This window comes from Candidatus Nitrospira nitrificans (assembly GCF_001458775.1).
GTDB classification, from domain to species: Bacteria; Nitrospirota; Nitrospiria; order Nitrospirales; family Nitrospiraceae; genus Nitrospira_D; species Nitrospira_D nitrificans.
In genome coordinates this window covers 16,522-38,366 of sequence record NZ_CZPZ01000008.1, presented here as the reverse complement: position 1 = coordinate 38,366, position 21,845 = coordinate 16,522, and the positions used below count along the sequence as shown (strand labels likewise).

15 protein-coding genes and 5 pseudogenes are annotated in these 21,845 nt (G+C 51.2%); 18 read left to right on the top strand and 2 right to left on the bottom strand.

Going from position 1 to position 21,845, the window contains the following annotated elements; genetic code table 11:
• Positions 1-9: 9 nt before the first annotated feature.
• From COMA2_RS06170 to COMA2_RS19720, 17 genes and pseudogenes are all read left to right on the top strand, one after another.
• Complete coding sequence (locus COMA2_RS06170; protein ID WP_139077119.1) at positions 10-1,269, top strand: O-antigen ligase family protein; 1,260 nt, start codon at positions 10-12, stop codon at positions 1,267-1,269.
• Between the two features lie 375 nt (positions 1,270-1,644).
• On the top strand, positions 1,645-2,790 hold the full coding sequence (locus COMA2_RS06165) for a glycosyltransferase family 4 protein (RefSeq protein WP_090895609.1): 1,146 nt from the start codon (positions 1,645-1,647) through the stop codon (positions 2,788-2,790).
• Between the two features lie 324 nt (positions 2,791-3,114).
• Complete coding sequence (locus COMA2_RS06160) at positions 3,115-4,356, top strand: phenylacetate--CoA ligase family protein (RefSeq protein ID WP_139077117.1); 1,242 nt, start codon at positions 3,115-3,117, stop codon at positions 4,354-4,356.
• A 592-nt stretch (positions 4,357-4,948) separates the two neighbouring features.
• On the top strand, positions 4,949-6,112 hold the full coding sequence (locus COMA2_RS06155; protein ID WP_090895606.1) for a class I SAM-dependent methyltransferase: 1,164 nt from the start codon (positions 4,949-4,951) through the stop codon (positions 6,110-6,112).
• Between the two features lie 16 nt (positions 6,113-6,128).
• Positions 6,129-7,988 carry an asparagine synthase (glutamine-hydrolyzing) gene (gene asnB / locus COMA2_RS06150; RefSeq protein ID WP_090895605.1) on the top strand — a complete coding sequence of 620 codons (1,860 nt, stop codon included), beginning with the start codon at positions 6,129-6,131 and terminating at the stop codon, positions 7,986-7,988.
• A gap of 27 nt (positions 7,989-8,015) precedes the next feature.
• Positions 8,016-9,038: a glycosyltransferase gene (locus COMA2_RS06145; protein WP_090895604.1), complete on the top strand. Its 1,023-nt coding sequence runs from the start codon at positions 8,016-8,018 to the stop codon at positions 9,036-9,038.
• Positions 9,039-9,180: 142 nt separating this feature from the next.
• Positions 9,181-10,239 carry an ATP-grasp domain-containing protein gene (locus tag COMA2_RS06140; protein WP_139077115.1) on the top strand — a complete coding sequence of 353 codons (1,059 nt, stop codon included), beginning with the start codon at positions 9,181-9,183 and terminating at the stop codon, positions 10,237-10,239.
• Positions 10,240-10,452: 213 nt separating this feature from the next.
• Positions 10,453-11,712, top strand: coding sequence for a right-handed parallel beta-helix repeat-containing protein (locus COMA2_RS06135; RefSeq protein ID WP_175304423.1), 1,260 nt, complete (start codon positions 10,453-10,455; stop codon positions 11,710-11,712).
• Between the two features lie 75 nt (positions 11,713-11,787).
• A complete protein-coding gene (locus tag COMA2_RS06130) occupies positions 11,788-12,840 on the top strand; it encodes a sugar-transfer associated ATP-grasp domain-containing protein (RefSeq protein ID WP_090895599.1) in 1,053 nt (350 codons plus the stop codon).
• Positions 12,841-12,978: 138 nt separating this feature from the next.
• Positions 12,979-13,237: pseudogene (locus tag COMA2_RS20690) on the top strand (integrase core domain-containing protein); the annotation flags it as partial.
• A 171-nt stretch (positions 13,238-13,408) separates the two neighbouring features.
• Positions 13,409-13,732, top strand: a complete 324-nt coding sequence (locus COMA2_RS06125) for a transposase (RefSeq protein WP_090895597.1) — start codon at positions 13,409-13,411, stop codon at positions 13,730-13,732.
• Between the two features lie 206 nt (positions 13,733-13,938).
• The gene (locus COMA2_RS06120) at positions 13,939-14,175 is read left to right on the top strand and encodes a hypothetical protein (protein ID WP_090895596.1); all 237 of its coding nucleotides are present in this window, start codon (positions 13,939-13,941) and stop codon (positions 14,173-14,175) included.
• Positions 14,138-14,527: pseudogene (locus COMA2_RS06115) on the top strand (transposase). The gene COMA2_RS06120 and the pseudogene COMA2_RS06115 overlap by 38 nt, the downstream one beginning before the upstream one ends.
• Before the next feature lie 120 nt (positions 14,528-14,647).
• Positions 14,648-15,655, top strand: coding sequence for a polysaccharide deacetylase family protein (locus COMA2_RS06105; protein WP_139077111.1), 1,008 nt, complete (start codon positions 14,648-14,650; stop codon positions 15,653-15,655).
• A 372-nt stretch (positions 15,656-16,027) separates the two neighbouring features.
• Positions 16,028-16,655: pseudogene (locus tag COMA2_RS06100) on the top strand (IS5 family transposase); the annotation flags it as partial.
• 87 nt (positions 16,656-16,742) lie between these two features.
• Positions 16,743-17,762: pseudogene (locus COMA2_RS06095) on the top strand (IS3 family transposase).
• Between the two features lie 40 nt (positions 17,763-17,802).
• A pseudogene (locus tag COMA2_RS19720) lies at positions 17,803-17,937 on the top strand (IS5-like element ISCARN85 family transposase); the annotation flags it as partial.
• Positions 17,938-18,294: 357 nt separating this feature from the next.
• Here the strand turns inward: COMA2_RS19720 and COMA2_RS20080 are convergent.
• Positions 18,295-18,447, bottom strand: a complete 153-nt coding sequence (locus COMA2_RS20080) for a hypothetical protein (protein WP_175304422.1) — start codon at positions 18,445-18,447, stop codon at positions 18,295-18,297.
• Between the two features lie 331 nt (positions 18,448-18,778).
• Here COMA2_RS20080 and COMA2_RS06090 point away from each other — a divergent pair, with 331 nt between their 5' ends.
• Positions 18,779-20,050, top strand: a complete 1,272-nt coding sequence (locus COMA2_RS06090; protein ID WP_090895591.1) for a right-handed parallel beta-helix repeat-containing protein — start codon at positions 18,779-18,781, stop codon at positions 20,048-20,050.
• A 505-nt stretch (positions 20,051-20,555) separates the two neighbouring features.
• Here the strand turns inward: COMA2_RS06090 and COMA2_RS06085 are convergent.
• Positions 20,556-21,800 (bottom strand): right-handed parallel beta-helix repeat-containing protein, encoded by a 1,245-nt coding sequence (locus COMA2_RS06085; protein ID WP_090895590.1) that lies wholly within the window; start codon positions 21,798-21,800, stop codon positions 20,556-20,558.
• Positions 21,801-21,845: the final 45 nt, after the last annotated feature.

Here is a 21,845-nt window from a genome sequence, read left to right as displayed (position 1 = left end):
AGACGTGTCTTGCCTCAAAACAGTACCAGCCGTACCGAACGGTTGTTGATTTTTACTGCGATTGTGATTTTGCCACTGCAAAATCATTTCCCCGCGGTGGCTGGGATGAGCATCCTGTTTCTCGTCTTTGGAGCACTTGCCGCGTATGTAATTCTGAGTCGTCCCCGTTCTTTGCAGAAAACTTGGTGCCATCCCGTTTTCATCGCAGCTTATGCCTTTATCGGTGTTAGCACCCTCCTTGAATATTCAAGTCCGCTACCCAGGTATGATGAGATTTTTCGCTTTGGGCAAATGCTCGTGGGCATGGTTTGTGTCGCGACTCTATGCCGAGATCGATCAGCGTTGGAGGCTGGCCTGTACGGATATATTGTGGCTGCCTTATGGCTGGCTGTTTATCTTTTCATGACTTCGTATGGAGTGATACAGGGAATGGGAGAAGCAAGCACTTTCAATCAGGCTAGCAAGGTTCGCGCTGCAGCATTCGCGGATCAGGCCTTGCAGGCTAACATAAATGGAGTGGCCTTTATATGCACTCAGGGTGGAGTGACCGCATTTGCCTTGGCTTTATCAAGTAGGTCGAGCTATCACCGTGTTCTATTGTTGGGGATAGCAACCTTCTGTCTCGTGGCCTCGTTCTTGCCGATGTCGAGAGGTGCCGCTGTTGGCGGCCTCGTGTCCGTCGGAGCTGTTCTCTATGCGATGGAAGTCAAGCACGGGAGAGCATTGATCTTTGTTATGATCTTTGGTCTGGGCATGTATATGCTGGTTCCTGACGCTGTCTGGTCCCGGATGACCTACTCGACTGAGACGCGAAACGGTAAGTTGGAGGGCCGTGCATGGATCTATACCACGGCACTCAACCGCCTTCCGGAATACATCCTGGCCGGTGTCGGCGCCGGAAATTATAATCAAAAGTGGGGATTCGAGAAGGGGTTTGGCAAGAGTCATGGCGGCGTTCTGGTTGTGTATGGTGCACACAACGCATTTCTACAGATCTTAATGTTCTGGGGAATGCTCGGCCTCTTGTCATTTCTCTGGATCCTATGGTGTGTCTATCGTTCAATTCCATTACAATGCGCACGTGATGAGCTTTCACTTGCCCTGCTAGGGATCATTGTCTCGCTCGGCGTATATTTGTTTCTGACACACGGTTTTTATGAGAAATCATTTGCGTTGGGTGTAGGCGTGTTGGTTGGTGCTCGGCAATGGATCTGGCCGACTGGAATCGTGTCAGCTATTGAGGTAAATCGTGGACCATCGGGTGCTTAAATTTAGGTTTAGATACATCAGAGTCATTCAATCTATTCATTCATCAGGGTTCATTCCAACGAAACAATAAAGGTTTCCGACTTGTCTCAAGCTTATTCGAGGCACAGCTGGAAACGGAAAGTTACGGTGAAACCACCTCTTTTGGGCTATCCCTGCGGTACGCACATCTGCCATTGAGGAGGGGCGTAAACCATCAACTAGGAGCCTGTCCGACATTAGGAAACACGAAAATTTCGACGCACACATTGGCTCATGATCAACGATCTCGAGTCAGTCAATATAATAACATCCCCCCCAATCGGTCATTTTCGTCAATGTCGGACAGACTCCTGGATTGCATCCTGTAATCGCTAAAGCCAGAAAGAAAGCAGTTCGATGGCTATTCACTCATCGGTAGACCAAAATAATACCCGCTTACAGATCCCAATGCACTGTCGATTGCTGTATGTCGTGGGACAACTTGGGCTTGGGGGATTAGAGCGGCAACTCTACTATCTTCTTGCCAATCTCGATCATGCCCGATATTGTCCCGGCGTTGTCGTATTGAGTCTTAATCCGGACGACAAGTACTATCGTGATATCAAAAAACTAAAAGTTCCAATCTATGGATTTCCAGCTAATGAGCCTTCTCTATCTAGATTGAAGGCCTTAAGAGTAATTGCACGACAGATTGCGCCGGAAGTCATCCATTCGTACGGGTTTCATACAAACTTTGCCGCATACTATGCGGCATGGGGGACCGGATCGCTGGCGATCGGCTCTCTGCGCGCCGAGTATAAGGCACACAAGCGAAGCAATGGATTAATCCGAGGGGTGCTGAATGCAAGATATCCTGCCTATCACATCTCAAACAATACTCCATCGGCTGATGCTGCAAATCATGCCTCTAGTTTCTTCGCGCCGAAACATGTTTTCGTGGTCCGTAATGCAATCGACCTTAACTTGTTCAATTGTGCCAGTGAGGCTTCTCGTAAAAGGTATTATGTGGCTGCAGTCGGATCGTTGTTACCGGTCAAGCGTTGGGATCGGCTGCTAAGAATAGTTAAAAGGCTAAGCTCTGTTGCGGGTGAGAATATATGCTTCCAGATTGCGGGTGATGGCCCTTTGCGTCGCGCCCTCGAAAAACTTGCAGATGAGCTAGGTATTTCTAATATCGTAGAGTTTCGAGGGGCAGTTCATGATATACCAGACTTTTTGAGCCGCGCCAAGTTTCAGGTTCATACTTCGGAAAGAGAAGGATGTCCCAATGCTGTGATGGAGGCCGCGTCCTGTGGGCTTCCCGTCGTCGCGATGAAAACGGGCGAGATCCCATATCTCGTGGAAGAGGGTAAGACAGGGTTTGTAGTGCCTCAGGGTGATGAAACGATGTTTGTAGAGCGTGTAGCTCTCTTGCTTGGCGATGATGAACTTTGCACTCGCATGGGCTTAGCTGCTCGGGCGAAAGCAGAGAGAGAATTTAGACTGGAACGCCTTGTGTCGGAAACCTTAGCAGCGTATAAATGCGCAGGCTGGAAAGGTTAAGGGCTATCCCGTCCGTTTTAGATTGCTGCATTATAGCGGTACTTTAGATCCATTTGATGGTCTGTGAGTTATCACGGAGAAAGGGTAATGCCGACCTGAAAGTGGAACCAGTTGTGGGGTTTTAAGGTTAATTGCAGAGTCTTTCAGGAACCTACAGCTGCTTAAGTTTTCGAATGAGGGCATGGCTTGGATAATGAGGAGAGGGGCTGGATGCTAAGGCGCTGGTTGTTGAGATCGGGGATACCCCTCAGTGCCTACCTGGGGGTCCCCCTTGGAAGGGCTGCGAAGCTACTTCGCGATTCCCAAAAATGGACTTCCAAAGAGATGAAATTCCATCAGGAGAGGTCACTAAGCGTTTTGATGCGTCACTGCTACGATCATGTTCCCTATTATCGAGACCTGATGGGAGCAAGGGATTTACGGCCAGAGGATTTTCGATCGATTAACGATCTGGCTAAACTGCCGTATCTCACTCGCGAAACGATGCGTGAACAGGGGGCACGGCTACGTGCAGATAACTACCCTGATAAGATCTGTCAATTTCGACGCAGCGGGGGAACAACGGGTGAGCCTATCAAGATTGCCGTGGATGATCGGGGACGTGCATTTGAGGTTGCGGCCTATCTGAGGGGATTCGAATGGATGAATTATCAGTTAGGGAATCCCATGGTTGGTCTCTTCGGAGGATCACTCAGGAAAAAAGGCAAGCCAAATCTGAGAGACAAGATAAGGGACCTATTGCTCAATGAACGCTTCCTTCCAGCATTCGAATTAAATCAGGAAAATGTGAACTTTTATGTCGATACGATTCGAGACGCAAGAGGTGGTGTATTAGTGGGATATGCATCAGCCATGATGAATCTTGTCGAATACATGTCCAGGAGTGGATTGCAAGGAAGTCCACTGAAAAGCGTGATCTGCACTGCGGACCAGTTGCCTGACGAATGGCGTAAGCGCATTAGCCAAGTGCTAGATGCTCCAGTGTTTTGCTACTATGGGTGTGGAGAGGTGAACAGTATCGCGTATGAATGTTCGAATGTTAATGGGTACATTGTCTCAGAAGAGTTTGTGATTTTGGAAGTTGCTATGGCTGAGGGCTCGACCAAATTCCAAGATCAGGGGCGAGGTCCAGCTTGTGTCACCACGCTATTTAACTATGCCATGCCATTGATTCGGTATCTTAACGGCGATGTTCTCGAGTTAGCCAGATCGCACTGTGAGAGCAGACGCTTAAAGATTTCCAAACTAGAGGGTCGAGTTCCAGATCAGTTAATAGCGACAGATGGGCATACGGTCACTGGAATAGTAGCTTCGGGTAATGTGTTTGCAACTGAAGTGCCGATCTGGAAATATCAGTTGGTACAAGTTGAAAGAGACAAGATTATTTTCCATTATTTATTGTCTGGTGACAACATCCTTACACCTCTGATGAGGGACACACTTACAACGGTCCTCAGAAGATATCTTGGGGAAGACATGAAAATATACTTTGAGTTAGGAAACTTTGAAGTGCCCCCCTCTGGTAAACACCGCCTTGTCATTAACAGAAGCCAAAGCAAAGGATAGTGACTCACCTTGGGGCCTTGCCATAGAGTCTGTGGTAAGGATAGCCCGTTTCAAGTGAGTATAGTATCTCAGAGAGGGTTCCGGCAATTTTGACAGTATGGTAAGTGGGAGCCTGGCTTCACCGACCTGTCGGCAAAAGGAGGTGCGGTAGTGCAGTGACAGAGAAGGTCCCTTCGTTTGGCTTACTCGAATAGGGAAGTTACATAGTTGTCACTGCAGCACTTCCTCTCAAAACGTAGACGCTAGATCAGTGGTAACGTAAACTGCGGAGAAGACCAAGTGGCACATGGGCTGGGTCAGTGAGGTCAGGCAGAGAGAGTGTTTGGAGAGCGTGAGTGGGGCTATGAAAAGTAGTTCATCAATAGCTAATAGCTGAACATTGGTGTAGATGATCCAAACTTTAGCTTTTGGGTCCGTTAGTGCCTTAGCTTATTATCATGAGCGAAGCGGAGTGCAAATGACCGGGACTGAGCTGGCTAGTTGTGTGCGCTACGGCCAAGCTCCGATCGTCATTATGCAATCTCCACCAGCACGTTTTAGATATTAGAAATAGTGATTAAGAGGAGCGCGAGGCGCGCACAGGAGATTGCCAATGAAACCACGGGCCCTTGAATTTCTAGTATGCCCCATTGATAGAACACAGCTTGAGCTGGTGGAATGGGAGGCAACACCCTCTAAGCTTTCAGTTGAAGAAATCGGTCGCGTGGAACGTCTAGGACTTGATTTGGCACTATTCTCTAGGGAGATCGTGACGGGTGTTCTGCTCAACCGCAACAGGAAGGTATTCTACCCTATCTATAAAGGGGTCCCGCGTCTGCTGACATTTCCCACCGGAGTCGCAGATAACTTTGCGAAACAGTATGCTGAACGAATCGGCCGCGAGCTACTTGGTTTTACAACACCTCGCCAAGCAGCAACGCCTGGCGAGGAAACAGTGCTTCGCACGTTCTCCAGCGAATGGGTCAACTACGATTGGGACGGGCGGTCTTACTGGAATCTTAACGCGGCTGAACTCTATGATTGCATGCATTTTCTGCTTGATCTCTCCCGCAGGCCCGTGAAGGACAAACTGGTCTTGGAGGTTGGTATCGGTATAGGCGGCATCGCTGACTATATGGCAGGCAAGGAGGAGTGTGAATTAATCGGGATGGACTTGGGGCACGCAGTAGATCCAGCTTACAGGCATTTTGGCATGAATGCCTTTCTCCACATCGTCCAAGCTTCGGTCTTCACACCACCGTTCCGGGAAAGCACTTTCGACTTAGCTTACAGTCAGGGGGTCATTCATCATACATTTTCAACCAAGACCGCTTTTGATCGGCTTTGCAAGCTTCCTAAACCCGGTGGACGCCTGTACATCTGGGTCTACAATCCTGCTAGCGAACAGCGCACGGTAATCCGCCGTATTATCATGCTCATGGAGAGGATGTTCCGCCCAGTTTGCTGGCGCCTACCAGAGAGATTACAGACCGTCGCCTTGCTCCCAATCATTCCTCTATATCTCATCCACCAGAATCTATATGCAAGGCGGAGTGTAACAGGATCGATTAAATACGGCTGGCGTGAAGCTTTGCACGCCGCTCGAGATCGGTTCACTCCACGGTTTGCCCATAGGCACACGGAAGAGGAGGTCTGTGGCTGGTTCCGCGAGGCTGGATATGTGCAGCTTCGGTGTGCGAGTAAACGTGAATATCAGGAGCTTACTGGGCTTTCGATATTGGCCAATGAAACGGCTGTCGATGGAGTTCGGACATAGTTTCTAAGATGACATTATGTGTGGCATAGCTGGATTGGTATATCAGGGAGTTTCCCCTCAATCCGCCGAGTTAGCAGTGCGGCGAATGATTTCCTCGCAACGGCATCGAGGGCCTGACGGAGAAGGATTCTACGACGGTAATGGTGCTTCGCTTGGTCATTGCAGGTTGTCGGTCATTGATCTGACTGAAGCGGGACACCAGCCAATGGCTGATCGCGAAGGCCGCTATTGGATCACGTACAACGGAGAAATCTATAATTACTTAGAGTTGGGGACGGAATTACGCAACCTTGGATTCCGCTTCAAAGGGCGGTCCGATACCGAGGTACTCTTGGCCGCATACTGTCAGTGGGGAGAGAAATGTTTAGACCGTCTCAGGGGTATGTTTGCGTTTGCCATCTGGGACGAACGGACCGGATGTCTTTTTGCCGCTCGGGACCGTCTTGGAATCAAGCCTTTTCATTACTGCGTGGATGAAGACACGAAATTTGCCTTTGCATCTGAGCTTAAAGCACTTCTAGAATTTCTGCCGCAGCGCAGCGCCAACCTACAGTTGGCCACGGAATTTCTAGCCTGGAATCTTCTCGACCACGAGGCCGCGGACACGATGGTGACAGGAATCAAGCGGTTGCCGCCGGGGCATGCGATGACGTGGCAAAAGGGTGCTGGTTTGCGACTGTGGCGGTACTGGCAGGTCTCAATCAGTGAGGATCTAGAAACTGCGCCCGAACGAAAGACGAAGTTGATTGATGAATTCCGTCTCCGATTTGAGGAGACTGTGGCCCTACATCTTCGATCTGATGTGCCGGTTGGCACTTGCCTGAGTGGTGGTCTGGATTCCTCGGCAATCGCCTGTGTGGTCAACGCAGAACTACATCGTCGAGGAGTTTCAGGAGAAAACCTTCAACATACTTTTAGTGCATGTTTTGACGATCCCCGCCTTGATGAACGACGGTACATCGAATCGGTTGCTACGGCTACCTGCTGCAAGACTCACTTTGTTTTTCCAACCGGCGAACGGATGCTGGAAGATATCGATCGGTGGCTATGGCATCAAGAGGAGCCTGTTGGAAGTTCCAGCGCGTATGCACAATATTGCGTTGCCCGCCTAGCAAGAGAACAAGGGGTCAAGGTGTTGCTAGATGGTCAGGGAGCCGATGAGCAGCTTGCTGGATACCGAAAATACATTCTTGCCTATATTGGACAGCTCCTCAAATCAAGGCGATTCGGTCTAGCTATAAGAGAAACCATTGCCTTCTTTGGGAGCCCTGAAATTTTGCGCACGAGTCGTCTGGCCGATGGCCGCCGCTATTTATTCGGTTCGGTACCGGAGTTTGATCAACTTCGGCACAATAAGGTTCAAATGCTTCGTCCAGCAACGTTGGGAATTGGAAATTCGTTAGGGCGCCGACTAGGGGCGGACTTGACGAGATATAGTCTGCCAATTCTGCTTAGACAGGAAGACCGCAATACGATGGCGTTTGGAATCGAATCACGTGTGCCGTTTGTAGATCATATTTTCGTTGAATGGTTGGCAACTCTTCCGGCCGATATGCGTCTCTCCGCCGGGTGGACCAAGTGCATACTCCGAGATGGACTTGCTGGTGTGCTTCCCGACTTGGTGCGTCACCGTAAGAGCAAATTGGGCTTTGAGACTCCTGAAACGGCATGGCTAAAAGGACCTTTGGCGGACTGGCTGAGAGATACCTTACATGCCCCCCGTTTTCTTGCCGATCTTGTTGATTTAGAGGGCGTCCGTCGGCTACTCAATCAACGCGACGGAGGAGATCCGTTTCTTTCTCGGCAAAATTTATTGTTCCGCTTGGCAATTTACGAATCTTGGGCTCGCCAATTCCTTCAACCCATATCGAAGTGAATTTAAGTGACTGGTAGTAAGTAAGGTATGCGGGAACCCGGTACGCTAGACCTCAAAAACAATATGGAATCGCTCCATGTGATGATAGTCTCCAACCACTTTGAGGCAAAGAAACATTCACCTTTCATGGGAATCTTTGTTGATCGTCAAAATGCTTCTCTGAAACGAGCAGGGGTGCGAATAACGACGTTTGATATCGGCACCAGTCACTCACCTATCCATATTCTCTCTAAGTGGTTAAAGTTACGTCGCCAGGTCCGTGAAGTTGCTCCCGATCTTGTTCATGGCCAATATGGAACGATTGTTGGTATTCTGACTGTGCTTGCAGGGAAACCGGCTGTCATTTCGTTTTGTGGAGGGGACTTGCAATCTGGCCACTCTGTCTCTTCACTGCGCTTGCTAATTGGCTTCCTGCTTTCAAACGTCGCCGCGCTTCGTGCTGACGCTTTAATCTGTAAGAGTGAACTACTCCGTCAGGCATTATGGTGGCGAAAAAGCCGAGCGGTTGTCATTCCAAGCGGAGTTGATCTTGAGCTGTTTGTACCGGGATCGCAGGATGAAGCCCGAAAACAGTTGGGATGGAATCATGAGAACCCTGTTGCTATTGTTAATCCCGGAGATGATCCGAGAGGTAAAGGGATCGATTTGGCTCAGGCAGCTATGAAGTTTGTCCGAGAACACCTTCCCAAGGCTGAATTGCACGTGCTTTCAAAGGTAGAACCACGGCAAATGCCCCTGTACTATAGGGCAGCCGATGTATTGTTGTGTGCCAGTGTAGCAGAAGGTTCACCAAATGTAGTCAAGGAAGCTCTCGCCTGCAACTTGCCTGTTGTCTCCACATCGGTTGGTGATGTTCCGGAAAGGCTTACCGGCGTATCACCCTCCTGCATAGCGTCGCGAGATCCGCAGGAGTTTGGAGAGGCCATAGTGAATATTTTATTATCCAGACAAAGGAGTAACGGGCGAGAACGGATTGTGCCCCTTGGTCTCGATCAGGTCGCCAGTCGGATTCTAACCGTTTACCGGTCAGTTCTTCTGGGAAGGCACTAACTCATGAGGTAGGAATTGGCCGCAACGTTGGCCTGGGAAAAGTGCGGAACCTTTTGCTCGGTACGGCTATTCATTTACCGTCTATCGCCAGGGACCGTGATCCCATCAGGACCAAAGATCCAGAAACTATCGGAGAATTGGTATGACCGCACAGTTGGCTATTCACCATCGATCAAAAAGTTGGTCTGATCGTTGGATTGCATATTGCGACATGCATGCTATTCCGTACAAACTGGTCAACTGCCTCGATTCAGACATTCTTAGGCAATTGACCACTTGTGATGGTTTGCTCTGGCATTGGAGCCATGGTGATGCACGGGAGCAGCTAGTGGCGCGTCATGCCATCAGAGCGGCTGAGATGATGGGTGTCAAAGTTTTCCCAAGCACCTCCACCTGCTGGCATTTCGACGATAAAATCGCTCAGAAATATCTGCTGGAAGCAATCGGTGCTCCATTGGTTCCGACCCACGTATTTTATGATCTCAAGGATGCGTTTTGCTGGATTGGTCAAGCTTCGTTTCCGAAGGTTTTTAAGTTGCGCAGGGGGGCCGGCTCTAAGAATGTCAGACTAGTTTACAGTGCCACCGAAGCGCGTGCGTTAGCAGAGCGTGCGTTTTCTTCAGGATTTTCACCTATACCACACTATGGGCAGGATGCTTTGAAGCGCTACCAGACCGCACGGGAGCGAGGTGAGCTGCTAAACGTAGTTCGGCGGATTCCGCAAGTCTTGGCAAAGATCAGTGTTGCCAGAAGGATGATGGGGAACGAGAAGGGATATGTGTACTTCCAAGACTTCATTCCCGGCAACAATTTTGATACACGTGTGGTCGTCATTGGCGACCGGGCGTTCGCTTTTACGAGAAACGTTCCCCTAGGTGATTTTCGAGCCTCTGGGAGTGGTGAAAACGTGTATGATCCCCACAGAGTCAACCAAAAATGTGTAGAGATCGCGTTCGATGTAGCGAATAAAATCGGGTCTCAAAGTCTGGCCTATGACTTTGTAATAGGCGAAAGCCAGCAACCATTCATTCTTGAAGTGAGTTACGCATTTGGGGCAAGCAAGTATATCGACGTTGGGCACGCAGTTCATTCTTGTCCGGGACATTGGGATGCCAAGTTGAATTGGCATCAAGGGCATATGTGGCCTCAGGACGCGATTCTCATCGATCTGCTTCATGAGATTGACCGATCCATGAAGTAGTTGAATTATACTAAGAAATGGTTGTCAGTGAGTGCTGATTTGCAGGAGAATGAACGCGAGACCTCGTCCGTACAGATGCAGCTCGCTCCATTCTTTAATACGTCAGCAGCTAGATGCCAGGCTGGTAAGATTGGAATGTTCCGACACCCGAATCTCCAATTTCGAGTCAAGCGAGCATTCAGTGCTTGCATGCTTGCATGTATCAGTGCCTGCATGTTCACATGTACTGGTGAGTTTGCTGGTGCCCCCCTGCCGACCATTGCTGCTCCTGCAGCGACCTACTATGTCGCCATGACCGGCAGTGACAGCAATCCTGGCACAGAAACACAACCGTGGCGGACGGTCGCCTATGCGGTCGCTATCATGGTCGCAGGGGATACGACCTATGTCCGGGGTGGAACCTACAAAGAAGAGATCATCCGCTTCGGAAAGTCTGGTACCCAGTTGGCGCCCATTAAGCTTCGCAATGCTCCGGGCGAATCGCCAATCATCGATTGTATTGACGCGTCAAAACTTCATAGGATTCTTATAGAACATCCGTCTGGTCCTTTAAATCCCATGGGCTGGATCACAGTTGAGGGGTTTGAGATCCGGAATTGCTACGAGGGGATCAAGATCATCAGCGGTCATGACCTCACCATTCAGCGAAATTGGATTCACCACAGTAAACCTGGAAGCGGAATTCTTGGGAATGGTACCAGGGTGCTGTTTGATCGGAACATCATCAACCACAATGCCAATATTGAGGGGTGTGAGGCTGGCACATCTCCCTGTCGGCCGGGAGGCCATGGCATCTATTTCCATGGGACAGCCGTCACAGTCACGAATAACATCATTTACGATAACCTGACTTTCGGCATTCAACTCAATGGGTCCACGGCAAGCTCAACGTACAACCCTACCACTGACCCAGGGCCGGAATACGCAGTATCAGAGAATTGGCTGATTGCCAACAACACACTCGCCTACAACCGCAGAGGGGCTGGCCTGGTTGTGTGGGGCTTTTCCTGTAACAACGCACGGATTGAGAACAACATTTTCTATGAGAATGCAGCCACAAATTCGGATGCGACACAAGGAGTGCACTTCACTTCCACCACTTGTACTGGAGCCAGAATTAGGAACAACATCTTTTATGCGAGTGGATCTGGTGGCGTGCTTGCGTTTGGAAAGGGAGCTCTTGAGTGGGTTCATTACACACAATCCGGTAACATCATAAATACAATGAACCCACGATTCGTCAATGCTCCAGCCACACTTCCGGCCTGGCCAAATTTTTCCTTAACTGCTGGAAGCCCGGCTATTGACGCAGGTCTGTCCCTTGCCATAACGAAAAAAGCATTCGACGGTATTCTCCGACCCCAAGGATGCGCTTTTGATATTGGCGCCTACGAATACACAGGGGGAGATGATGCGCGACCGCCTGATGGCCAACGGCATCCTGAGAAGTCTTGTCACAAGCTGGATAAATAGAATCTTGAAGATCCAGCGCTCTAAACACGGCTACTCACTCGCCACCCCTAACAGATTTGTAGTGAGTGTATTCTGATGCCAATCAACCTTGAGTCTTTGGTTGGATTTGCCGTGAGGTCACTATTAAGTTATCGCTATCATCACGATCATCTGACGGCAGCTAATAGAATACTGAAGAGCGTGGAGGGCGTAAAAGGCCCCTTATCTCGATATATTGTTAAGCATTGCGATGAGTATGCGATAGATGTCCTTGGGCACCGTCGCTTTGCAGCATGGCTGTATGTTTATTCTGCTATTGCAGGACGTTTTAAGGAGGGGTGGATACCGGACAACTATTATGGTTCTGTTGTAGTCCCCAAGCTGAAAGGCGATTACGGAAAAGTATCGAATCTAAAGCCGTTGAACTCTATGATCTTCGCGAGTCACAGCTTTCCTGACATCCTTTCGTACTCTAACGGTGTGTTCTTTGATACCGAATATAGGGTACTTCCTCCTGATTCTCTTAAAGATAAGCTTTTTGCCAATCAAAATAGAATCGTATTTAAATCCAATAACTCGTCACGAGGGAGAGCGATCTTCTTTTTCGATAGGGAGTCTTTTGACCCGAGTAGGATCTATAAACTCGGTAATGGATTGTTTCAGAGTTTTATTAATCAACACGAGGTTTTTCAGGAGTTCACGAAGGAGTCTGTCGCTACACTGAGGATGACGACTATTATTGAGGACGACGGAACCACTTCGCTTAGAGCTTGTTACCTTAGATTGGGTAGCGGCACTGATACTCATGTTCAATCTAAGAGTCATATAAGAATACCGATTGACATAAAAAGTGGAGCCTTTAATAATGTTGGGTTCACGACAAATTGGTTAGAGATTGATGCTCATCCTACAAGCAAGGTGAAGTTTCAGGGAAAGTTCATTCCCGCTTACAATAATTGTCTTAAGCTCGTTACTGCTCTCCATAAGAGGGTTCCGTACACGCGATGTATCGGGTGGGATGTTACTCTTGATGATAAGCAGAGGGTGAGGATTATGGAGTGGAACGCGGAACATAATGACATTAAGTTCAGCGAGGCTACACAAGGTCCTTGTTTTTCTGATTTACATTGGGAACGACTCAGGGGGTGATCGATTATACTGCCCCATCTAAGACACAGGTCGTGTGAGCTGAGTAGACTGTGGCTGATTCCACCAAGGAGGGATTAGCCATGAAGTGATGGAAGTGGTGCGGTGTGCGCTTATGAAGGCCATCGCCACCAGATGTCAGCACCGGGGTTCATTCATCATTCCGATGACAGGTCTCCATATGTGCCCATGGCTATCCTGCGAAGCTGAGGCAGTTGGGGCTGACCCCGTCCATGAGTCGAAAGGGCAACTGCTATGACAACGCGCCGATGAAGAGCTTCTGGGGGGACGCTCAAGAATGAGTTGGTGCATCATCAACGAAACTCGTGAGTAGGCTCGGCGCGAGATCTCGGAGTGCATCGAGATCATCTATAACCATCTGCGGTGGTACTCTCGGCTCTGGAATCGTCCGCTCGCCGCGTTGCCCAACAGGTGCCCGTCAATAGCCGGCGGCGTGAGACTGCCATTCAAGGCGTCCACTACTGATGATCTAGGTCAGGAACTTCGAGTGGTATCCTGCTCCCCTTGAAATTGAGACCACCTTCACTGGGCGGACCGAGGAGGTGACGAGATGGTAGACGCAATCGAACCGATTGAACGATGGACGGCCAAACGTCGGGTAGCGCTGGTCGTCAGGATCCTGAAAGGCGAGACCTCGGTGGCCGAAGCGGCTCGGCAACATGGCCTGACCGTGGCGGAGATCGAAGACTGGCGGGAGAAGTTTCTCGTGGGGGCCGAGAACGCGCTTCGGACTCGGCCACGGGACGAAGAGGCGCTCAAAGACGAGCAGATCAAGAAGTTAAAACAGAAGATCGGCGATCTGGTCCTCGACAACGACATCGTACGGGAGGCGTGGAAACCCTACCCTGTGGACCGGAAGACGTTCGACGCGTGAGAGCCAGCGTGTCGGGCGTCTCTGAGCGACGGAGCTGCCAGGTGCTCCGTGTGAACCGAGCCCGCTTGCACCGAGCCACCGGCACAGGACGATGTCGAGGCCGCACGAAGCCGCCGTGGCTGGCGCGGCTGCGGGAGTGGATGCAGCAATATCCGACGTTTGGCTATCGTCGGTTGTGAGTGCAGTGGCGATTCCGAGATGGCATCATGATCAATCGGAAGGCGGTCTATCGTGGACTGAAGCAGCAGGGGTGGTGGGTGCCTCCACGCATCGGCACCCCACGCCCTCGCGTGCAAGGCTGGACCAGTCGGGCGAGTCGCAGCAACGAACGATGGGCGATGGATGTGACGCACATCCCCTGTGGACAGGATGGCGGGGCGTATCTCACGGCGGTGATCGACTGTCATGATCAGTCGAGCGAAGGAGGCGGAACGGGCGGTTGAAGCCGTCGGTCTGCAGCGCTTCGGCACCCTCCGGCCTGCGAACGCGCCGGTCCTCCGCAGCGACAATGGGCTCATCTTTCAGAGTCGGCGCTTTCGGCAAGCCTGTCGCGACTATCGATTGGAGCAGGAATTTATCACGCCCGATACACCGGAACAGAATGGGCTCATCGAGCGGTTCTTTTGCAGTCTCAAGGAGGAGTGTGTCTGGCAACATATCTTTCAGACATTCGAGGAGGCGCGACAGGTTATTTGACAGTGGCTCCAGTGGTACAACCAGGAGCGGCCACATCAAGCGCTCGGGTACCGGAGTCCCGTCCAATTCCGCGCGCAACAGTCAACCCAGGTGGCTTGATTTTAGGGGAGCACTACAGTGGATTTGTGAGCCTGGAGATTCTTACGAATGCCTGTGCGAATGAGAAAATTTGTTACCTAATCGTATCCCGATGTGGGACCCCGTCATTTGGAGGGCTGTGTGAGTTTGAAAGAGTTGAGTCGGATGGGATTGAGTCAGGTCATTGTGGGCATGGGAGTAGCTAGGTTAAGTCGAAAGTTCTGTCCGAAAAATGGTGCCATGATCCTTTATGGACATCGGGTGGCAGACGACGAGGAAGGATGTCTTCCGGGGTTAAGGCCTTCCTGGCTAACCGAGCATCTTGATTACCTCAGTCGGCACTATCATTTCCTTCCTCTTAGTCAACTTCTTGATTGTTACGAACGACACCAATCAATTCCATCTAATTCTGTTGTCATTACTTTCGATGATGGATTCCGTGATAATTTCACGAATGCATACCCCATTCTTCAGCAGTACCATGTTCCAGCGACCGTGTTTCTGGCGACTGGTTGTGTGTCTAGTGGTAACTTGCCTTGGCCTCAAACGGTTGGCTACCTGTTTCAAGAAACAAAAGTTGACAGTCTGTGTCACCGAACCACCAGGGAAATACCTGTTACACTAAAATCACCAATGGACCGAAATACCGCAAGAATCACTGTCAGGAAAGCTCTTGGGCCTATGCCTCGTGTTGAGCGAGAGCAGAGCATTGCGGAACTGTCTCGATTACTTCAGGTAGAAATCCCGCGGGAGCGAATGTTGTCCTGGGATCAGGTCGAGACGATGCAAAAAGGAGGAATTGAATTCGGAGCGCATTCGTTTTCACATCCCTGGATGGCCCTGCTATCTCCAGAAGAAGCCCGATGGGAGATGGAAACCTCTCTTCACGAAATCCAACATCGTTGTGGAATTGCACGTCCCCCCTTTGTTTTCCCGGCTGGCTCATATACCCCTGACCTTGTGAAGATGGCAGTCTCTGTGGGATTTCGGTGTGTCTTCCAATCTCACCATAGTTTGCGCGTCAATCAAATTGGAGTGAACGATCAGTTCTCATTATCCAGGATCGGACTTCCCAATGCGCCAGGAGTCATATTGGAGGCAGAATTGGATGGCCCCTTCCATGCTCTGCGTGGACTCTATCGCTCCTAGGATCCTGTCCCCGACATTGACCTGAGCGCAGCAGTGGCTTCTGGCAAATCTCATATCCGCCCCTCTACACATAAGCTCCCTCTCAAGGAGACAGTTCAAAGGATAACTTCGAGCTTCTCGACGTTGCCCCCGTTTCGGGACAGCTCTTAATCGAGCAAAGGGCTTCTTCTGCGTTCTGTTTCCCTGACGTTGACCGACGAACTCGCTCAGAGTCTGGTGTCCGGGTGAGCTTGGGGACGACGAGTATTGTAGTCCACGCGCATTTTTCAATAATCGTCTGCGCTCCGCCAAATGAGACGAACTGATGCACGTTCAAACATTCTTCCTAGGGCCTGTTAACACTACTGACTCTGTTTATTCAATACTGCGCCTATGGAACTTACCGAGGTACAGCATCGTCACATCAAGCGATGCTTGCCGACTCCACGCGGCAACGTCACGCTCGACAATCTGCAGGTCCTAAACGCGATCTTGTACGTCGCTGAGCAAGGTTGCAAATGACGTGGCCTCCCCAAGCAGTTTGGGAACTGGCACACGATCTATACACGCATGAACCGGTGGGCAAAGAGCGGCGTGCTGGATCGGGTCTTTACCCAGTTGCAACAGGCGCAGATCATTCGTGTGAAGATCGAGGCCGTCGCGTTGGACAGTACGATCGTCAAGGTCCATCCAGATGGGACGGGGGTGTTAAAAAAAACGGCCCGCAAGCCCTTGGCCGATCCCGCGGCGGATGGACCACCAAGATTCATCTGGTTGCCGCGAATGTTCGCACGGCCCTGACATTTCCCCTGTCCCCAGGCCAGGCCCACGATATCCCTGAGGGGCGCAAGCTGCTGCATCGCTTCAGGAAACGGCCGCGCCCGATCCCCTTGTTAATGGATCGAGCGTATGAAGGCGATGAGACACGACAGCTGGCCGTGGAACTTGGATATGTCCCGGTGGTGCCTCCTAAAGACAACCGCCCAGGTCATGGGACTACGATCGCACCCTGTATAGAGAGGGGGATCTTGAAAATCGGACAGTATGCTAAGTGGTAGCCTGGCTTCACAAACGCCACCGCGCGGTGGCGTACCAAAGGAGCGAGGCGATGAAGCGAACGAGACGGAATCACGGAGCGACCTTCAAGGCGCAGGGGGCCTTGGCAGCCGTCAAAGGTGATAAGACGCTGGCTGAATTGGCTGAACAATTCAGCGTCCACCCCACTCAGATCACCGAATGGAAGCAGCAGTTGTTGGCGCGAGCCGCAGACGTGTTCGGCGGAACGAAGGCTCCCTCAGAGACGCCGGATCTCAAGACCCTGCATGCGAAGATCGGCCAACTGGCGTTGGAGAATGATCGTTTAGAAGGGGCGCTCACCAAGGCCGGCTTGCTGAGCGCAAAGCGATGATCGATCGCACGCATCTCTTGCCAGTCGTGCGGCAAGGCCAACTCCTGAAGCTGGCCCGCTCGACCACGAGCTCCTCAGGCAAGAGGGCCGCGCCATTGGTCGACGCCAGGTGGCCACTCTGATGCGCCGCATGGGGATTGAGGCCCTGTATCAAAAACCACATCTCAGTCAGCGACATCCGGCCCAGCAGGTTTCTCCCTATCTCTTGCGCGACCGCACGCCCCAATCAGGTCTGGGCCGCCGATAGCACCTATATTCCGATGCGCCGGGGCTTTGTGTATCTCTTCGCAGTGCTCGACTGGGCGACTCGCCCAGTTGCTGACCACGGAGTTCTGCCTCGATGCCGTGCGGGAAGCGATCACGCAGTATGGCTGCCCCGAGATTTTCAACACCGACCAAGGGTGTCAGTTCACCCGCCAGGAATTCACGGGACTATTGAAAGACTAGGGGATTCAGATCAGCATGGACGGCAAAGGCTGCTGGCGGGATAACGTCTTTGTGGAACGGTTGTGGAGAAGCATTAAATACGAGGAGGTCTACCTGCACGCGTATGAGACCGTCAGCACGGCACATCAAGGGCTGGAGCGCTATCTGCTGTTCTACAACCGGACCCGACCGCATCAGGCGCTTGATGGCCAGACGCCTGACCAGGGGCATTATGACAATCGGACGACACGGCAGACCCGCTGCGTCGTCAGCATTCCGCCAGGCACCACTTAAGAACTGGCAGAAGCTGTCCAACCAACCGGAGCCACCTCTTAGACGCCGCAATGAGATCGAACGGGTGTTCCGCCGGCTCAAAGGATTTCGGCGCCTCTTCTCGCGGTTTGACAAACTCGATGTCATGTTCGTCGCGTTCATCACCTTCGCCTTGATCGTGGATGGCGTACGGTAGTGTGAACAGGCCCTAGTCAGATGAAGTCGAGCTGCACGCCACGGCGATAGGGCCCGTCTCCAAAAGCACAGGATTAGAATTCTGTCCTATCCGTTTGTAGCCAAACGGGGGCGGACCTGCTCGAGATTGCGGATGCGGAACCGAAGGGCCGTCTGATCTTTGTCCCGACTCTTCCGATACCATGACGTCCGACGATCTGTTTTTCAGAGAATCAAGCGGGGATCGAGGAAGCAGTCTTTCGTCGAGGACCGTCGAAGCCGGTATCGTACTCTAGTTTTGATTTGACGCCGTTGTCAGGGGGAGACGTCACATCCTTGAGTGCCGCATTATCCAGCGACAGATCCGCATACATCCACTTCAGACGCCGTTCTCATTTTCCACTTCCTTCAGCCGCTTCACATCGGATGCCTCCTGCTCCCGTACTTGGCTCTCCACTTGTACGTGGAGATGATACCGTATTGCCGCCGGATCTTGTTGACGGGCCGGTCGGCATCGGTCTCTCGTCAACACAATCTCCGCCTCGGTGAACTTTGACTGGAGTATGGAAATCTCCTCGGTAGGGTGTCAGAACGTTCTCCTTATCACTGTCCTAATCTAGGGGAGCTTATAGCCGCGTCACTACCGAAAACTTACATTTCTGACCCATAACACCCATAGCCTGTGAACAGTTTTGAACCAGTTTGAACTCATTGTTGAGATTGTTTCTTTATTCTCAAGCCACTAGCGAACGGTCTCTTTGGCACAATGGTTGCCTTAACCTATGCTATTGACATAGTTCTGGAAATACTCACGACATACGGTCCCCTCAGCCTGTTGCGGACTATTCCAGAGGAGCCTCGATATGGATCGATTCAACCAAGCAATAATCGGTGTCTGCATTTTTAGCAGTATCCTCTTGCAAGACGTGGGGGCTCCTGCAGCGACCTACTATGTCGCCACGACCGGCAGTGACGGCAATCCTGGCACAGAAACACAACCGTGGCGGACGGTCGCCTATGCGGTCGCCATCATGGTCGCAGGGGATACGACCTATGTCCGGGGTGGAACCTACAAAGAAGAGATCATCCGCTTCGGAAAGTCTGGTACCCAGTTGGCGCCCATTAAGCTTCGCAATGCTCCGGGCGAATCGCCAATCATCGATTGTATTGACGCGTCAAAACTTCATAGGATTCTTATTCAACATCCGTCTGGTCCTTTGAATCCCATGGGCTGGATCACAGTTGAGGGGTTTGAGATCCGGAATTGCTACAATGGGATCAAGATCATCAGCGGTCATGACCTCACCATTCAGCGAAATTGGATTCACCACAATAAACCTGGAAGCGGAATTCTTGGGAATGGTACCAGGGTGCTGTTTGATCGGAACATCATCAACCACAATGCCAATATTGAGGGGTGTGAGGCTGGCACATCTCCCTGTCGGCCGGGAGGCCATGGCATCTATTTCCATGGGACAGCCGTCACAGTCACGAATAACATCATTTACGATAACCTGACTTTCGGCATTCAACTCAATGGGTCCACGGCAAGCTCAACGTACAACCCTACCACTGACCCAGGGCCGGAATACGCAGTATCAGAGAATTGGCTGATTGCCAACAACACACTCGCCTACAACCGCAGAGGGGCTGGCCTGGTTGTGTGGGGCTTTTCCTGTAACAACGCACGGATTGAGAACAACATTTTCTATGAGAATGCAGCCACAAATTCGGATGCGACACAAGGAGTGCACTTCACTTCCACCACTTGTACTGGGGTAGTGGTTAGGAATAATCTCTTCTACGCCAGCGGTAGCGGGGGTACGGCGGCCTTTGGATCTGGTGCGACTGAAGGCGTGCACTACATTCAAGCTAATAATATCATCAACGTCAGTGCACCAGCATTCGTTAATGCTCCAGCCACACTTCCGGCGTCGCCGAACTTCGCCCTGACCCAACGAAGCCCGGCCATTGATGCGGGGTTGCTCCTTGCTGCGATCAGAACATCGTTCGATGGGACTCCTCGACCTCGAGGACACACCTACGATATCGGCGCCTATGAATTTAGTGCCGATGGTAACAGGCAAGAGCCCTCTGCACCGACGGCATTACAATTCAGTGATCCTCGGCGATGAACAACTCTTCGCTCGATTCGAGTTCCCGCTTCTTGAATGCTCCAAAACGCAGATGCAAGATCTTGCCAGAAAGCACGGATTTATTGAGGTCCTCGAAAAATTATGGTTCTGTCACCAGCCGAAACACGGCGTTCCCTGCGGAACGTGCAGTTCTTTCGCCGTCTGTGTGCCGGGGACGCCGGTTCAAGAATGTGCCGAGGAAAGTCAGTTTCAGCGGTCATTGCGAAAGGGGGGAACGGTATGGGTTCGGTTTAGGAAGAGCAGGATTGTCCGTATTCTCCGGCGAGTTAAGTTTTTCCAGCCAATTAGGTCTGCTGTTGAAAGCGCTTTTTGTTGAGAAGACCGGGAGATATAGCACAGGGAGTATTCGATCTTGGTGTGGGTCCCTGCGTTCCTCAGTCAAAAAGGCAGGGGAACGCAGGGACGGTACTTGAATGAGAGAGTTATCCCTCATCCACTCACAGGCCAGATGCCTGGAACGCCTTATTGAGGACGGAACGGATCTTCAGTTACTTTGGGCCGAAGTTGGCGCTGTAAGAAATGATTGAGTGGCGTTTGAACTGTATTCATAAGCACCAACATCATGAGTGCTGCCTTTAGGCCGAGTCGTGCCGGGATACGATATTTTGGTCGGGGCGAGGGCCAGGGGCAGGCCCCTGTCGATGGCTGGGCTCCCTGAGGCCAGGGAGAAATTCGGCGACGACGGAAGTGTGGCCGGGGCGTTGACGAATCTTGGATTGATCGTATTCACGATGTTGCCGGACTGCGTGTAGTGGGTTCCTTCCCTTGCTGCAGTCCCGAGGAACTTCACACCGCCGGACCCACTCGCATAGGCAAGGTTGTTTCTGATTGTAATCCCTGTACAGGTTGTCGATATAAAATTAATCCCCTGTGAAGAGGTCGACAGACCGTTGACCGCGTTCTCGTAGAAAACATTGTTCTCAATCCGTGCCCTGTTGCATGTGGAGCCCCACACGACCATGCCGGCCGAATTCTTATTGTACGCAATAGTATTATTAGCGACGATCCAGTTAGCCGATACTGCAAACTCAGGACTTGGGTGATATGTGGATCTATAGAGCGAGCTAGTGGAGCCATTCTGTTGGATGCCGTAGGTCCAGTTATCGTAAATGAGGTTGTTGGTAATTGTGAAGGCTGTGCCGTTTGCGTATATGCCATGACCTCCTGGGTTGGAACCGGTTCCGTACGCATTGTGGTTGATCCGGTTACGATCAATCAGGACTCTTACGCCATTGCCCAAAATCCCACTATTACGACTGTCGTGAATCCAATTGCGCCGGATTGTGAGATCTTGGCCGTTATGCATCTTGATCCCATTATAACCATTCTTTATCTCAAACCCCTCGATCGTGATCCAACCCATCGGGTACCTAGTACCAGAAAAGTTCTGAAAAAGTATCATCTTGCTGGATGCCTTGTCAGTAAAGTCAATAATAGGGAACTCACCGGGAGCACTGAGAAGCTTAATTGGAGCTGAGGAAGTGCCGGATCTCCCGAATTGGATCAGCTTTTCTTTGTATGTTCCCTTCCGGACATAGGTCGTATCGCCCGCAGTCATTTGTTTCACCGCATGGGCGATGGTCTGCCAGGGCTTAGTGCTAGTGCCGGGGTTACCGTTGCTCCCGTTTGTGGCGACATAGTACGTTGCCGCTTGGCCGGTGACGGGCAGCAAAAGGGTAGTGACAACAACAAGGGTGGCACAGATTGTTTGTTTGAGAGCGATCTGCATAATATCGGACTCCTTAGTTGTCCGCAAACGGTTAAGACGTGCTCG